Here is a 14,416-nt window from a genome sequence, read left to right on the forward strand (position 1 = left end):
AAAGCCGTCTGAAAAAATCAGACGGCTTTTATGTTATGTTGTTCTGGATGCTGTTTTGTAATAAATATGGGGCTTAGGAAGCAAAAATATTAAATTGGGTTATTTCGAAGCATCTTCATTAATATTTTACCTAAATCTTCATGCCGGTGGTTAAACCTAAACTCCGTTTCTTTGAGATGCAGATAAAACATCTCTTTGGAAATACCATGAAATTTAGCCAAACGCCCCTTAGCATAACTCCAAAAAGATTCAATACCATTGATATGTTGCTTTCCTCGAGCAAACTCATTAGAACCGTGATGAACACGGTAATGCTTTCATAGCCCATATCGACAAGACCGTCATATGCTTTCCAGCCGTCAGTATTGATTTCGCTGTCAGCGGATATGTGGCCGCGTATAACCTTGATGAGTGAAGCTTTCGAAGCGTCCGGAACGATTTCCGTATAGACCACGCCATTGCGTTTCAGTATGCCAAATACGATGGTTCTACCTGACGCTCCGCGACCGCGCTTACCCCTGATACGTCGCGCACCAAAGTAAGATTCATCTAATTCGACCACACCGGACAGTGGTGAGCTTTGTTCGCACAGAGCGGCAATCCTGTGTCTGATTTTCAGGAAAATAGGATTGATGCTGCGTACACTAATGCCGGTCATTTTAGCGGTATCGGAAGCGGTCAAATCAAGAGCGAAACAGCGAATTATTTCTCTAAATTTCTGCTCTGAAATTTTGCTGAACTTTTGATACTTATTTTTTAGTTTCATATTAGGAGCTTATCAGGTTTTTTGATGATTTTGCTTCCTAAGCCCCTAAATATATTGAGACCTTTGCAAAACACTAGATTTGAGTACAGTTCAAAGTTATAGCAGCACAGAAAGCGCAGACATATCATCAAGATAGGCAAGCTTTCGAGCAGCGCACAACGAAGAAATGTACCAAAGATGGGGATTTTGCAAAGGTCTCATATTGCCTGTAAAACACTATATAAATGACGGTATTTTTCAGATGGCCTTTCCATCAAATTGAAAATCAGCTCCGACATTACCTTTAAATAATCTTCGCTCAAGCTTTTACCTTAAACAGCAATAAAATGCCGTCTGAAACACATTCCTTTCAGACGGCATTTTATTTATCAGCTATAAATCTTAGCACCCTTTTGTACAAATTCCACCGCTTTTTCCGCCATGCCTTTTTGCGCAGCGGCATAATCACGCACTTCCTGCGTGATTTTCATTGAGCAGAATTTTGGCCCACACATTGAGCAGAAATGGGCGATTTTCGCGCCTTCGGCAGGCAAAGTGGCATCGTGGTAGCTTTCAGCACGTTCGGGGTCGAGGCTCAGGCGGAACTGGTCGCGCCAGCGGAATTCAAAACGGGCTTTGGATAAGGCATTATCCCGCACTTGTGCACCCGGCCAGCCTTTAGCCAAATCGGCGGCATGGGCAGCAAGTTTGTAAGTAATGATGCCGGTGCGCACGTCTTCTTTGTCCGGCAAGCCCAAATGCTCTTTCGGGGTAACGTAACACAGCATGGCCGTGCCGTACCAGCCGATATTGGCCGCGCCGATGCCGGAGGTGATGTGGTCGTAAGCTGGAGCGATGTCGGTGACCAACGGGCCTAAGGTGTAAAACGGTGCTTCAAAACAATGCTGCAATTCTTCGGTCATGTTTTGTTTCACGCGTTGTAACGGCACATGGCCGGGGCCTTCAATCATCACCTGCACATCATGTTCCCATGCTTTGGCCGTCAATTCACCCAGTGTGTGCAATTCGCCGAACTGCGCCGCATCGTTGGAATCGGCCACGCAGCCCGGGCGCAAGCCGTCGCCTAAGCTGAACGACACGTCATACGCCTTCATGATTTCGCAAATTTCGTCAAAATGCGTGTAAAGGAAGTTTTCCTGATGATGCGCCAAGCACCATTTCGCCATAATCGAGCCGCCGCGCGACACAATACCAGTAAGACGGTCGGCAGTCAGCGGCACATAGCGCAGCAGTACACCGGCATGAATGGTGAAATAATCTACCCCCTGCTCGGCCTGCTCAATCAAGGTATCGCGGAACAAATCCCAAGTTAAATCTTCGGCAATGCCGCCGGTTTTCTCCAAAGCCTGATAAATCGGCACAGTACCAATCGGCACGGGCGCATTGCGGATAATCCATTCGCGCGTTTCGTGAATATGCGCACCGGTGGACAAATCCATAATCGTATCCGCACCCCAGCGCAGCGCCCACACCATTTTTTCCACTTCTTCGGTCAGGCTGGACGTTACCGCCGAATTACCCAAATTGCCATTGATTTTGACGCGGAAATTGCGGCCGATAATCATTGGTTCCAATTCGGGGTGGTTGATGTTGGCCGGAATGATGGCGCGGCCGGCGGCGATCTCTTGACGCACAAATTCAGGCGTAATTTGGTCAGGATGGGTTGGCAGATTGGCGCCGAAACTTTCGCCGGGGTGTTGCTTGATTAATTTGGCGTACTCAGGCCGTCTGAATAATTCGTCCATCTTCATGCGCTCGCGCAAAGCAACAAACTCCATTTCCGGCGTGATGATGCCTTGGCGCGCATAGTGCATTTGCGTGACATTTTTACCGGCTTTGGCGCGGCGCGGCTGGGTAATTTGATTGAAACGCAGATGCGCGGTTTGCGGATCATGGGCTCGTTCCAAGCCATATTCGCTGGATAAGCCGCTCAAGATTTCCGTGTCGCCGCGTTCGTCCAGCCATGCGCTACGGATATGAGGCAAGCCTTGTTTCAAATCGATTTTAGCGGTCGGGTCGCCGTATGCGCCGCTGGTATCGTACACCGGAATCGGCGGATTCGGCTCACGGCCGCGGTCGCTCACAGTATCATCTTGACGGATTTCCCGCAAAGGCACGCGGATGTCGGCGCGGCTGCCGGAAAGATAGACTTTGTCGGAATTGGGATAGGCAAACTGAATGCCCAAATCATGGGAAAGCTGGTCGAGTTGGGCGGCTTCGTTGCCGTTGGTTTTGAGTGCCATAAAAAGTGCTCCTGTTTCTCGTTTATCAGAATAAAACGAAACAGGAGCGGTGTTTGGGCTTTCAGACGGCCTGATGGATAAAATCAGGCCGTCTGAACAATAAACTCGCTGAAACTCCCCACGCAGGTATTATCCTGATCGGGTGGTATAAGGGTAATTCTCAGCTGCGCATGGCGCAGCACCCCTGTTTCGGTTAAGGAAAATTAAATCATAAACTGCAAATATTGTAAATCCTGATTTGCGTGAGTTCCCATCCTTTCTCAAAAAGATACAGGCCGTCTGAAAATTTTTCAGACGGCCTGTTGAATTAAATTCAATGCTTAAACCAAGTTCGCCAGCATCCATTGCACATAGCGGCTCACACCTTCTTTGACATCAAAGAAAGATTCATTATAGCCGGCTGCACGCAGCTTGCTGATGTCGGCTTGGGTAAAGCTTTGGTATTTGCCTTTTAATGCGTCGGGGAACGGGATGTAGCGAATCAGTTCTTCTTTGACCAATTCTTCCAAGCTCATTTCCGGCTTGCCTTCGGCGGAGCGACAGGCGTTGACAGTGGCGGCGGCCAAGTCGTTAAATTGCTGGCTGCGGCCGGTGCCTAAGTTGAAAATGCCGGATAATTCAGGATTATCGAAGAAGAACAGGTTTACTTTGGCCACGTCTTCCACGCTGACGAAATCGCGGGTTTGCTCGCCATTGCCGTAGCCGTCGTTGGCGCCGAACAGGTTCACGTAGCCGTTTTCACGGTATTGGTTGAAATGATGGAATGCCACCGAAGCCATGCGGCCTTTGTGTTGCTCCATTTGGCCGTAAACATTGAAATAGCGGAAACCCACCACTTGCGCAGTCAAGCCTTCTTCCATGCGGCGGCGCAATACTTGGTCGAACAGGAATTTTGAATAGCCGTACACATTCAGCGGCTTTTCCAATTCGCGCTCTTCGCGGAAAATCTCGCCCTTACCGTACACCGCCGCGCTAGACGCATACAGCAACGGAATGCGCTCATCTTGGCACCAATCGAGCAAATCCAGCGTGTATTGATAGTTGTTGTCCATCATATACAGGCCGTCGTGATTCATGGTATCGGAACACGCGCCCTGGTGGAATACGGCTTGAATGTCGTCGTAAGGCAGGGCATGTTCGCGCACTTGGCGGATGAATTCGTGTTTGTCGAGATAATGGCTGATTTCACATTCGGCCAGATTTTTGAATTTTTCACCGCGCGTCAGGTTATCCACTGCCACGATGTCGGTGATGCCGCGTGCATTCAGCGCTTTGACGATGTTACTGCCGATAAAGCCGGCAGCACCGGTTACGATGATGGTCATAACAATTCCTTTTGTTTTTCAGACGGCCTATTCAACCAAGGCCGTCTGAATCGTTGAATATTCAATGTTTATTGGTCGGCCAATGCGGCTTGTAACTCATCAAACGAGCAAACCGCCGTACCCAATTTCGCTACCACCACACCGGCGGCGGTATTGGCCAAATGCATGGATTCGGGCATGGTGAAACCGGCGGCCATTGCCAAGCCCATACCGGCAATCACCGTATCGCCCGCGCCGGACACGTCATACACTTCCTGCGCACGCGTCGGCTGGTACACCGCTTCGCCGTCGTTAAACAGCGTCATGCCCTCTTCGCTGCGGGTCAGCAAAATGGCGGTTAAATCGAGATGGCGGCGCAGGTGTTGTGCTTTGTCTGTCAGCTCGTCTTCGTTGCGCCAGCTGCCGACCACTTCTTTCAATTCACTGCGGTTGGGCGTAATCAAGGTCGCACCGGCGTATTTTTCGTAATCGTCGCCTTTCGGGTCAATCAACACGATTTTGCCCGCCTGTTTCGCCCAATCAATCATGTCGGCGATGTGGGTCAGGCCACCTTTGCCGTAATCGGAAAAAATCACCGCATCGTAATCGGGCAACACTTCTTGATAACGTGTTTTAACTTGCTCCAGTACTTCGTGATGCGGCAATTCTTCAAAATCCAGACGAATCAATTGCTGATTGCGGGCGACCACGCGCAATTTCACCGTGGTGGCGATTTGTTCGTCGCGCATTAAGTAAGATTCCACGCCGTCTTGCTGCATCAGCTTATCGAGAGAATCGGCGGCTTCATCATGACCGGTAACCGACAATAATCCGGCCTTGCCGCCCAAAGAAGCAATATTGCGCGCCACATTGGCCGCCCCGCCCGCGCGTTGGTCGATTTGGTTGATTTTAGCCACCGGCACAGGCGCTTCAGGCGAAATGCGCGATACGTCGCCGAACCAATAGCGGTCGAGCATAACATCGCCCACCACCAACACACGCGCTTGGGCGAAACGCTGCTGTACATCTGCTGCTTGTAATTTTTGTACCATATTGAATCAATTCCTGATTTGAGTATGCTGCTTGATGACGTGAATCGGTTTTTCGTTCACGCCGATATGGTTATTTTTTCAATTTAATGATTTATGTTTATAACCAATCTTAAGGCCGTCTTAAATTATTCCGCCGGATTGGCCACGCGGTTTACTTCGCGCAACACGGCAATCGGGTCAGCCGCTTGCGTGACCGGACGCCCCATCACCAGATAAGTCGAACCGGCGGCTAAGGCTTGAGCTGGGGTCATGATGCGGCGTTGGTCGTCGTTGTTGCCGGCAATATCCAAGCGGATGCCCGGCGTGACCAACACAAAATCTTCGCCCAACTCACGGCGCAGCGGCGTGGCTTCCAAAGGCGAGCAGACCACGCCATCCAAGCCCGAGCTTTGGGTTAATTTTGCCAAACGCAATACTTGCTGCTCCGGCTCGATGTCCAAGCCGATTTCCGTCATGTCGCTTTGTTCCATGCTGGTCAATACGGTTACACCAATCAACAAAGGTTTTTGCGCATGATTGGCAATGGCTTCTGCTGCAGCTTCCATCATGCGGCGGCCACCCGAAGCGTGCAAATCAACCATCCACACGCCCATATCGGCCGCCACGCGGCAGGCTTGGGCAACGGTATTCGGAATATCGTGGTATTTCAAATCCAAAAATAATTTAAAGCCTTGGTTAATCAGTTTTTCCGCCAACGGGCGGCCGGTTGCGGTAAACAATTCTTTGCCGATTTTGATTTGGCACAAGCTCGGGTCGAGCGTGCGCACAAAATTCAGCGTATCGGCTTCGTTGGCAAAATCCAAAGCCACAATCACCGGCGTGCGGGTTTGCGGCAGGTGAAAATCAGTGATTAACGGGTTCATTATGATTCCTATCAAAGCAAGCCGCGCGGCAACATCCGCAGCGGCCTTTATCATCAGTTCATCTGGATTTTAACAGTTTTTCCATACAAAAAGGCCGTCTGAAAGAAATTTTTCAGACGGCCTTTTTATCTTTTCATGGGTGCAAAATTATTTACCCAATGCAGTCAACACTTGCTCTTTCACTGCTTCAACAGCTTGCGTGCCGTCAACTTTAATGTATTTCGGTGCGTGTTCGCCTTCCAATTTGCTGTAGAAACCCACCAGCACTTCGGTTTGCTCGTGATACACGTCCAAGCGTTTTTTCACGGTTTCTTCTTTGTCGTCATCACGTTGGATCAAATCTTCGCCGGTTACGTCGTCTTTGCCTTCAGCTTTCGGCGGATTGTAAGAAACGTGGTAAGTGCGGCCTGATGGCAAATGCACGCGGCGGCCGCTCATGCGGTCAACAATCACGCTGTCGGGTACATCGATTTCGACTACCGCGTCTAAATCCACGCCGGCCTCAACCATGGCTTCGGCTTGCGCCAAAGTGCGTGGAAAACCGTCGAACAGGAAACCATCTTTGCAATCGTCTTGGGCGATGCGTTCTTTAACCATGCCGATGATGATGTCGTCGCGTACCAAGCCGCCTTCATCGATGATTTTTTTTGCTTCCAAGCCCAGCGGTGTGCCGGCTTTGATGGCCGCGCGCAACATGTCGCCGGTCGAGATTTGCGGAATGCCAAAAGCGGCGGTAATGAATTGCGCCTGTGTGCCTTTACCTGCACCCGGTGCACCCAACAATAATACTTTCATGGTTTGTCCTCTGTTTGTGTTCATGATTTTTACATTACTATCATAATACTTTACACGCCGTCTGAAAAGGCTTGCGGCAAGCGCACGGTTTTTTCAGACGGCCTGCTCATATTTATCAGGCTGCGCCGTAAAACTTCGCCGTTCACGGCGGAGATATAAGGCGCGGACTGCGTAGCAGTCCTAAAACCGTTGATATTCAGTTAATCAGGCGTTTTCTGCTGTTCAATATACTGCCGAATAATCGTAATCGGCGCACCACCACAGCTACCTGCAAAATAAGACGGCGACCACAACGCACCGCCCCATAATTTTTGTTTGATGCTTGGATAATTTTTCTGTCTAATCATGCGGCTAGATACACCTTTCAAGCTGTTCACCAGTTTTGAAATAGACACTTTGGGCGGATAGTTCACAAGTAAATGAACATGGTCATCTTCGCCGTCAAATTCCACCAGTTGCGCTTCAAAATCGGTGCAGACGCTCTCAAAAATACCGCGCATATCGTCCAAAATTTCTTTTGTGAACACTTTTCGGCGATATTTTGCGACAAATACCAAATGTACATGAAGATTAAAAACAACGTGCCGACCACGTCTTAAATCAGTTTCTTTTTCCATAGACCAAGTGTAAAATTGCTAAAAATTCCATTATCCATGAAATCATGTTAATACTCAAAACATTCAAATTTGAACTGATGCCAAACGGCGAGCAAATCCGCAAAATGAAACAATTTTGCGGTTGTTCGCGTTTCGTATTCAATCGTGCTTTGGCGTATCAAAACGAACAATATCAACAAGATAATTCGTTCAAATTTAGCTACACCAAAATCGCAAATTTGCTGCCTGAATGGAAACGAGAATTAGACTGGCTAAAAGACTGCCACAGCCAAGTTTTGCAGCAAAGTTTGAAAGACTTGGAAAGCGCATTCAAAAACTTCTTTGCCAAACGCGCAGATTTCCCCAAATTCAAACGCAAAGGCGAAAAAGACAGTTTCCGCTTTCCGCAAGGCTGTAAATTGGAGCAGCAAAATAATCGTATCTATTTGCCCAAAATCGGTTGGGTGCGCTATCGCAACAGCCGACACGTTTCAGGCAGCCTGAAAAACGTAACCGTATCGCAAAAATGCGGTAAATGGTTTGTATCTATGCAAACCGAAACCGAGCAGGAAATCGCGCAGCCAAACGGTGGCGAAACTGGGATTGATATGGGTGTTGCCAAATTTGCAACATTGTCCAATGGTCAGTTTTTTGAGCCAATCAACGCATTCAAAACGTTGAAAGGCAAACTAGCAAAACTGCAAAAACAGTTCAAACACAAAACCAAATTCAGCAAAAACTGGCAGAAACTGAAAGCAAAAATCAGCCGTTTGCACCACAAAATCAGCAATATCCGTAAAAACTACCTGCACCAAATCAGCAGCGCAATCAGCCAAAACCACGCGATTGTGTATGTGGAAGATTTGCAGGTGGCGAATATGTCCAAATCCGCTAAAGGCAACGCCGTGCAGCATGGAAAAAACGTTGCTGCCAAATCAAGCTTAAACCGTGCGATTTTAGACCAGTCTTGGTTTGAGTTTCGCCGTCAGTTGGACTATAAGCTGTTGTGGCGCGGTGGGCATTTGGTGGCTGTTCCGCCACAAAATACCAGTCGTTGTTGCCCAGCTTGCGGACATACTGCCAAAGATAACCGTCAAACACAGGCAAACTTTGAATGTGTGCAATGTGGCTATCAAAACAATGCGGATATTGTGGGTGCAATCAATGTGTTAAAGCGCGGTCAAGAGATTTTGGCAGCGCAAAAGTAAAATGAAGTTTCAGGGCAGGACGTGCCCGTAGCGTCTGTGAAGTGAGCCGTGCAGTAAGGCGGTCAGCAGCAGAAACCCACCGAAGCGATTTGTGAATGGCTCAATGCCGTTCACAAATCGCCGTAGGAATTCCCTCCCTTCAGGGAGGGAAGGACGTCAAGCTTGAAACACCTGCAACACGCGTTCTAAATCTTCCTGCGTGTCCACACCGGCGGCCGGTGCGTGGTCGGTGACTTCCACCGCAATCGGGAAGCCGTACCACAATACGCGCAATTGTTCCAACGATTCAATGGTTTCCAGCGGTGACACGCTCATTTCGGCATAGCGTTGCAGGAAGCCGGCGCGGTAGGCGTAAATGCCGATGTGGCGCAAGACCGGTGTTTCCTGCGGCAATTCATGCAGATTTTCGCGCATGGTGTCGCGCGGGAACGGAATCGGTGCGCGGCTGAAATACATGGCATTGCGGTTTTTATCCAGCAACACTTTGACCACGTTCGGATTCATAAATTCATCAAAATCGTGCAATTCATGCGCGGCAGTGGCCATTTGCACATTGTTTTCCACCAACACTTCGGCGGTGCGGTTGATCAGTTCCGGCTCGATTAACGGCTCGTCGCCCTGCACATTCACCACGATCAAATGCTGCGGCAAATTCAGCTTTTTCACCGCTTCGGCTAAACGCGTGCTGCCGCTCTCATGCGTATCGGCCGTCATCACCACTTCCACGCCGTGCGCTTGGCAAGCCGCTTGAATGTCGGCGTGATCGGTAGCTACCACCACGCGCGCGGCATGACTTTTGGCGGCCTGCTCGGCCACGCGCACCACCATCGGTTTGCCGTGAATATCGGCCAACGCCTTACCCGGCAAGCGTGAAGACGACAAACGCGCCGGAATCAACACCACAAATTCGGTCATGCGTGCAATTCCTCTTCGGTCAATTCACGCGCTTCGTTTTGCAGCATAAACGGAATGCCGTCACGAATCGGATAAGCCAATTTCGCTTGGCGGCTCCACAATTCCTGCTTGTCTTGATGGTATTCGAGCGGGCCTTTGGTTACGGGGCAGACCAAGATGTCTAAGAATTTTTTTTCCATGGTTTCGGCTTTCTTTGGGAAAGTGGTTGGCGGTCGTCTGACGGGTTTGCTTCAATCTTCATCACACCGCTTGGCTGACGATTCGATATTCAGACAGCCTAATACAAAATCAGCTAAATCAGGCTCGATTATCGCACAAATAGGCAACACCCACACATGATTTAAAGCATCGGAATCAAGGCCGTCTGAAAGTTTCACCGCGTCTTTTTCGGTGATGAACACAAAATCAGCGCGTGGCAAATCCTGCGGCGTGATGGCGGCATGGTCGGGCAGCGCCAGCGTTTGTTGCAATTCAATGCCCAGCGCACGCAAAGAATTAAAAAAACGCTCCGGCCTAGCAATGCCTGCCGCGGCGGCGACATGGCTGTTTTTCAGACGGCCTAAATCTAATTTTTCAGACGGCCGGTTCAAACGATAAATCTGGCCGCTTTCCACACGGCTGGCAAACATATGTTCAGACGGCCTAAAGGTCGGATTTTGCCCACCGCTGACCACCACCGCATCCACCGAAGCCAAGCGCGATAAAGGTTCGCGCAAGCCGCCGTTGGGCAGCAAATCCAAATCGTTACGCGCGGTATCGGCAAACGGAAACACCACAATTTCAATATCGCGCTGCAAAGCATAGTGTTGCAAACCGTCATCAGCCACAATAATTTGCACATGCGGATGAGCCGCCAACAACGCCCGCCCTGCCGCCACCCGACTGCTGCCGACCGCTACCGGCGCACCGGTTTGACGATACAGCAGCAAAGGCTCGTCACCGGCTTGCGCGGCGGTGCTGTTTGCAGTCAACACATGCACATTTTTTTCCGTCCGCCCATAACCGCGGCTGATGATGCCCACGTTTACCCCGCGCTGCTGCAAACCCGACACCAGCGCAGACACAATCGGCGTTTTACCCGCGCCACCCGCGTGAATATTGCCCACCACCGCCACCGGCACCTGCAATTTTTCGCTCGGCGTGCGCCCCGCCAAAAAATCCTGCCGCCGCTTGACCGCAATGCGGGCGAACACGGCCGACAAAGGCTTCAGTAACACACGCAGCCACGGCTTGGGCTGTTGCCAATGTTGTTCAATAATTTGATGCAGCTTGGGCATTCAGACGGCCTTTGTGAACTGGGAACGATAATATAGCATTGAAAGGGAAAAGATATAAAGTTTACCCTCAATATAATCTGCTTTCAGACGGCCTTTTCTTCACAAGGCCGTCTGAAAGCATAGCTTGAATGCAACGAAAACCTTTATAATCCCCACTTTCCCCTAATCCCCAACACCCGCCATGTCCGATTTATTCACCGCTGCTTCCCTATCCGTTTCCGAACTCAACGCGCTGGCCAAAAACCTGCTGGAAGACCATCTTTCCGGTTTGTGGATTGCGGGCGAGGTGTCGAATCTCACGCGGGCGGCGAGCGGGCATTATTATTTTTCGCTGAAAGACAGCCGCGCGCAGGTGCGTTGTGCGATGTTTAAGGGGGCAGCGGTACGTTTGAGCCAGCCTTTGAAGGAAGGCGATCACATCGAAGTCAGCGGCAAAATCAGCATTTACGAGGCGCGCGGTGAATTTCAGATTACGGTCAACGAAGTACGCATGGTTGGTTTGGGGCGTTTGTATGAGGCGTATGAAAAGCTGAAAGCCAAATTGCAGCTTGAGGGCGTGTTCGATTTGGCACGCAAAAAGCCGCTGCCCCCCCATCCGCAAACCATTGGCATTGTCACCAGCTTGGCGGCGGCAGCTTTGCGTGATGTGGCGTCGACGCTGAAACGCCGTGCGCCGGAAATTCCGGTGATTATTTACCCGACCGCGGTGCAAGGTGCAGGCAGCGAATTGCAGATTGCCCAAGCGATTCAGACGGCCTCGGCGCGGGCGGAATGTGATGTGTTGATTGTGTGTCGCGGCGGCGGCAGCATTGAAGATTTGTGGGCGTTTAACGAAGAGCCAGTGGTGCGGGCGATTGAGCAATGCGCGATTCCGGTGGTCAGCGGTGTAGGCCATGAAACGGATTTCACGCTGGCAGATTTTGTGGCCGATGTGCGCGCCCCTACACCAACCGGTGCGGCGGAATTGGTCAGCCCTAACCGTTTGGAATCACTGCATAAATTAGCACAAGCACAAGGCCGTCTGAAAACGGTGTTGCAACAGCGTTATTATGATGCCAGTCAGAAAGTGGATTGGCTGGCGCGACAAATCCGTCATCCGCGCCAAAAGTTAACCGAGCAGCGCGTGCAAGTGCAAGGCTTGGCGCAGCATTTGCGCTTTGCCATGCAGCAAAACCACCGCTTCAACACGCAACAATTGTCGCGCCAAACACAGGCTTTACGCCATTTGCGCCTTGATGTTTCGCAGCCGAAACGTGAAGTAGCACAATTTCAGACGGCCTTAGCGCAATCGTTTGCCATTTTGCTGAAACAACGCCGTCAAACCTTGGAAAAACAATCTGCGCTATTGGAAGCCGTGTCGCCGCAACACATTTTGGCACGCGGTTTTTCGGTGGTGAAAAACAGCCGCGGCCAAGTGGTGCAAAGTTCGGCCGGATTGAAGCAAGGCCAAAAGCTGCATATTGTGTTTGCCGATGGTGAAACCGATGTGCGCGTTACTGGCGAAACGGCGCAGCCTGATTTGTTTGATTTTTCGTGAAGCCGTCGTCAGGCCGGTAAAAATACGAAAACCGCCGATACCTGAGCTCTTTGAGAGTTGCCATCATTTGAGAAACGGTATAAGGTATCCCTACATTCAATAACATGCATTCTTACGGAAAAATATGGAAAACATGGAAAACCCCAACCCGGTTCCGCCACGCGCGTCTTTACGTCAGAACAGCATTTACCTTTTGCCCAATTCCTTCACGATTGCGGCGCTTTTCGCCGCGTTTTACGCCATCACCCAAGCCATGCACGGCCAATATGAAACGGCGGCGATTGCGGTGTTTATCGCCATGCTGCTCGATGGCATGGACGGCCGCGTCGCCCGCCTGACCAATTCGCAAAGTGCGTTCGGCGAGCAGCTCGACAGCTTGGCCGATATGGTCAGCTTCGGCGTGGCACCTGCCTTGATTGCCTATAAATGGCAGCTTTGGCAGTTCGGCAAAATCGGCTATTCGGTCGCCTTTATCTATTGCGCCTGCGCTGCTTTGCGTTTGGCTTTGTTCAACACCTTAATCGGCAAAGTGGACAAACGCTGGTTTATCGGCATTCCAAGCCCGACCGCCGCCGCGCTGATTGTCGGCCTGATTTGGGTCAACCACAGCGTCGAGCGTTTCCCCGGCGTACATTGGTGGGCGCTGGGCATTACGCTGTTTGCCGGTTTGTCGATGATTGCGCAAATTCCGTTTTGGAGCTTTAAAGAAATCAATATCCGCCGCAAGGTGCCATTTATGGGCATGGTGCTGGCCGTGTTGATTTTGCTGCTGGTGACGTGGGAACCGTTGCTGGTGTTATTCTTATTCTTCTTCGGCTACAGCCTGTCGGGCTATATTCTGGCGGCGCGCCGTTGGTTGCGCAAACGCCGCCATAAAACCGCTTAATGTTCAATGGATAATCTTGATGTGATTCTCGCGCTGCTGGCTGGCGGCAGCGCGGCCGGTTTTTTGGCCGGTCTGTTTGGCGTCGGCGGCGGCACGATTATCGTGCCGATTGTTTTGTGGGTATTGCATTTGCAATATGGCGGCGAACACCCTTACGCCCAGCATTTGGCCATTGGTTCATCGTTTGCCGTGATGGTGTTTACCACTTTATCCAGCATGTATGCGCAACACAAAAAACGCGCTATCGGTTGGCCGACTGTCGGCAAAATGTCGCCCGGTATGATTGGCGGTGTGTTTATCGGCGCGGCTTCGGCCAAATTTATCCCCACTTACGGGCTGCAAATTTTCTTTATCGTATTCATCACGTTGATTGCCCTGCGCACACTGATGAACAGCAAAACCGTGCCTTCACGCCATCTGCCCGGTTTTGCCGGACTCAGCAGCGTAGGCGTGATTTTCGGCACGGCATCAAGCTGGGTTGGTGTGGGTGGCGGCTCGTTGTCGGTACCGTTTTTAATGTATTGCAATATGCCGGCACACCGCGCCATCGGCACTTCCAGCGGATTGGCGTGGCCGATTGCGGTGGCGGGCACAATCGGTTATTTGGCCGCAGGCTGGCAGATTGCGGATTTACCTGAAGGCTCGCTGGGCTTTGTTTATTTACCTGCGGTATTGGTATTAAGCATTGCAACCATGTTGTTTGCCCCGCTGGGCGTGAAATTTTCGCACAAACTGCCTGCGGATAAATTGAAAAAAACTTTTGGTGTGTTGTTGCTGTTGATTGCACTGCGTATGTTGTGGAAGTTGTTATAAATGAAAGGCCGAGACCTTTGCAAAACCCTAGATTTGAGTACGGTTCAAAGTTGTAGCAGCGCAGAAAGCGAAGACATATCACAAAGATAGGCAAGCTTTCGAGCAGCACATAACGAAGAAATGTGCAAAGATGGGGAGTTTGCAAAGGTCTCGGCCTTTGA

The 14,416-nt window shown here is 50.6% G+C and carries 13 protein-coding genes, 1 pseudogene and 1 riboswitch; of the genes and pseudogenes, 4 read left to right on the forward strand and 10 right to left on the reverse strand.

Annotated features, from left to right (window positions below):
- Window positions 1–89: 89 nt before the first annotated feature.
- The 7 genes and pseudogenes from GJV52_RS01285 to tnpA all read right to left on the reverse strand — a co-directional run bounded on the left by GJV52_RS01285 (window position 90) and on the right by tnpA (window position 7,640).
- A pseudogene (locus GJV52_RS01285) lies at window positions 90–766 on the reverse strand (IS1595-like element ISNme3 family transposase).
- A 368-nt stretch (window positions 767–1,134) separates the two neighbouring features.
- Window positions 1,135–3,009, reverse strand: a complete 1,875-nt coding sequence (gene thiC, locus GJV52_RS01290) for a phosphomethylpyrimidine synthase ThiC (protein WP_095502845.1) — start codon at window positions 3,007–3,009, stop codon at window positions 1,135–1,137.
- 98 nt (window positions 3,010–3,107) lie between these two features.
- Window positions 3,108–3,205, reverse strand: a riboswitch (TPP riboswitch).
- A 124-nt stretch (window positions 3,206–3,329) separates the two neighbouring features.
- The gene (gene rfaD, locus GJV52_RS01295) at window positions 3,330–4,334 is read right to left on the reverse strand and encodes an ADP-glyceromanno-heptose 6-epimerase (protein ID WP_100564573.1); all 1,005 of its coding nucleotides are present in this window, start codon (window positions 4,332–4,334) and stop codon (window positions 3,330–3,332) included.
- Window positions 4,335–4,402: 68 nt separating this feature from the next.
- Complete coding sequence (gene rfaE1, locus GJV52_RS01300; protein WP_100564571.1) at window positions 4,403–5,365, reverse strand: D-glycero-beta-D-manno-heptose-7-phosphate kinase; 963 nt, start codon at window positions 5,363–5,365, stop codon at window positions 4,403–4,405.
- Between the two features lie 125 nt (window positions 5,366–5,490).
- Window positions 5,491–6,228 (reverse strand): orotidine-5'-phosphate decarboxylase, encoded by a 738-nt coding sequence (gene pyrF / locus GJV52_RS01305; protein WP_100564569.1) that lies wholly within the window; start codon window positions 6,226–6,228, stop codon window positions 5,491–5,493.
- A 147-nt stretch (window positions 6,229–6,375) separates the two neighbouring features.
- Entirely contained in the window at window positions 6,376–7,023 is a 648-nt protein-coding gene (adk, locus tag GJV52_RS01310; RefSeq protein WP_095502849.1) for an adenylate kinase, read from the reverse strand.
- Window positions 7,024–7,223: 200 nt separating this feature from the next.
- A complete protein-coding gene (gene tnpA, locus GJV52_RS01315; RefSeq protein ID WP_095503171.1) occupies window positions 7,224–7,640 on the reverse strand; it encodes an IS200/IS605 family transposase in 417 nt (138 codons plus the stop codon).
- A 44-nt stretch (window positions 7,641–7,684) separates the two neighbouring features.
- On the opposite strand from tnpA, the gene GJV52_RS01320 reads away from it, so the two are divergent.
- On the forward strand, window positions 7,685–8,827 hold the full coding sequence (locus GJV52_RS01320; RefSeq protein ID WP_095503172.1) for an RNA-guided endonuclease InsQ/TnpB family protein: 1,143 nt from the start codon (window positions 7,685–7,687) through the stop codon (window positions 8,825–8,827).
- A 156-nt stretch (window positions 8,828–8,983) separates the two neighbouring features.
- On the opposite strand, the gene kdsB is transcribed toward GJV52_RS01320, so the two are convergent.
- The 3 genes from kdsB to lpxK are packed head-to-tail and all read right to left on the reverse strand — an operon-like array spanning window position 8,984 to window position 11,019.
- On the reverse strand, window positions 8,984–9,742 hold the full coding sequence (gene kdsB / locus GJV52_RS01325; RefSeq protein WP_095502850.1) for a 3-deoxy-manno-octulosonate cytidylyltransferase: 759 nt from the start codon (window positions 9,740–9,742) through the stop codon (window positions 8,984–8,986).
- Window positions 9,739–9,921: a Trm112 family protein gene (locus tag GJV52_RS01330; RefSeq protein WP_095502851.1), complete on the reverse strand. Its 183-nt coding sequence runs from the start codon at window positions 9,919–9,921 to the stop codon at window positions 9,739–9,741. The genes kdsB and GJV52_RS01330 overlap by 4 nt, the downstream gene beginning before the upstream one ends.
- A gap of 51 nt (window positions 9,922–9,972) precedes the next feature.
- On the reverse strand, window positions 9,973–11,019 hold the full coding sequence (gene lpxK, locus GJV52_RS01335) for a tetraacyldisaccharide 4'-kinase (protein WP_154212840.1): 1,047 nt from the start codon (window positions 11,017–11,019) through the stop codon (window positions 9,973–9,975).
- A 181-nt stretch (window positions 11,020–11,200) separates the two neighbouring features.
- Here lpxK and xseA point away from each other — a divergent pair, with 181 nt between their 5' ends.
- From xseA to GJV52_RS01350, 3 genes are all read left to right on the forward strand, one after another.
- On the forward strand, window positions 11,201–12,556 hold the full coding sequence (gene xseA, locus GJV52_RS01340) for an exodeoxyribonuclease VII large subunit (protein WP_100564561.1): 1,356 nt from the start codon (window positions 11,201–11,203) through the stop codon (window positions 12,554–12,556).
- Between the two features lie 133 nt (window positions 12,557–12,689).
- The gene (pssA, locus tag GJV52_RS01345; protein WP_369832077.1) at window positions 12,690–13,442 is read left to right on the forward strand and encodes a CDP-diacylglycerol--serine O-phosphatidyltransferase; all 753 of its coding nucleotides are present in this window, start codon (window positions 12,690–12,692) and stop codon (window positions 13,440–13,442) included.
- Between the two features lie 6 nt (window positions 13,443–13,448).
- Complete coding sequence (locus tag GJV52_RS01350) at window positions 13,449–14,255, forward strand: sulfite exporter TauE/SafE family protein (RefSeq protein WP_100564557.1); 807 nt, start codon at window positions 13,449–13,451, stop codon at window positions 14,253–14,255.
- Window positions 14,256–14,416: the final 161 nt, after the last annotated feature.

Source organism: Neisseria brasiliensis, assembly GCF_009671065.1.
In the GTDB taxonomy this organism is placed as follows: Bacteria; Pseudomonadota; Gammaproteobacteria; order Burkholderiales; family Neisseriaceae; genus Neisseria; species Neisseria brasiliensis.

Coding starts and splice junctions, on each gene's coding strand:
- thiC (WP_095502845.1), bottom strand. CDS start 3,009: ATGGCACTCAAAACCAACGGCAACGAAGCCGCCCAACTCGACCAGCTT.
- rfaD (WP_100564573.1), bottom strand. CDS start 4,334: ATGACCATCATCGTAACCGGTGCTGCCGGCTTTATCGGCAGTAACATC.
- rfaE1 (WP_100564571.1), bottom strand. CDS start 5,365: ATGGTACAAAAATTACAAGCAGCAGATGTACAGCAGCGTTTCGCCCAA.
- pyrF (WP_100564569.1), bottom strand. CDS start 6,228: ATGAACCCGTTAATCACTGATTTTCACCTGCCGCAAACCCGCACGCCG.
- adk (WP_095502849.1), bottom strand. CDS start 7,023: ATGAAAGTATTATTGTTGGGTGCACCGGGTGCAGGTAAAGGCACACAG.
- tnpA (WP_095503171.1), bottom strand. CDS start 7,640: ATGGAAAAAGAAACTGATTTAAGACGTGGTCGGCACGTTGTTTTTAAT.
- GJV52_RS01320 (WP_095503172.1), top strand. CDS start 7,685: ATGTTAATACTCAAAACATTCAAATTTGAACTGATGCCAAACGGCGAG.
- kdsB (WP_095502850.1), bottom strand. CDS start 9,742: ATGACCGAATTTGTGGTGTTGATTCCGGCGCGTTTGTCGTCTTCACGC.
- GJV52_RS01330 (WP_095502851.1), bottom strand. CDS start 9,921: ATGGAAAAAAAATTCTTAGACATCTTGGTCTGCCCCGTAACCAAAGGC.
- lpxK (WP_154212840.1), bottom strand. CDS start 11,019: ATGCCCAAGCTGCATCAAATTATTGAACAACATTGGCAACAGCCCAAG.
- xseA (WP_100564561.1), top strand. CDS start 11,201: ATGTCCGATTTATTCACCGCTGCTTCCCTATCCGTTTCCGAACTCAAC.
- pssA (WP_369832077.1), top strand. CDS start 12,690: ATGGAAAACCCCAACCCGGTTCCGCCACGCGCGTCTTTACGTCAGAAC.
- GJV52_RS01350 (WP_100564557.1), top strand. CDS start 13,449: ATGGATAATCTTGATGTGATTCTCGCGCTGCTGGCTGGCGGCAGCGCG.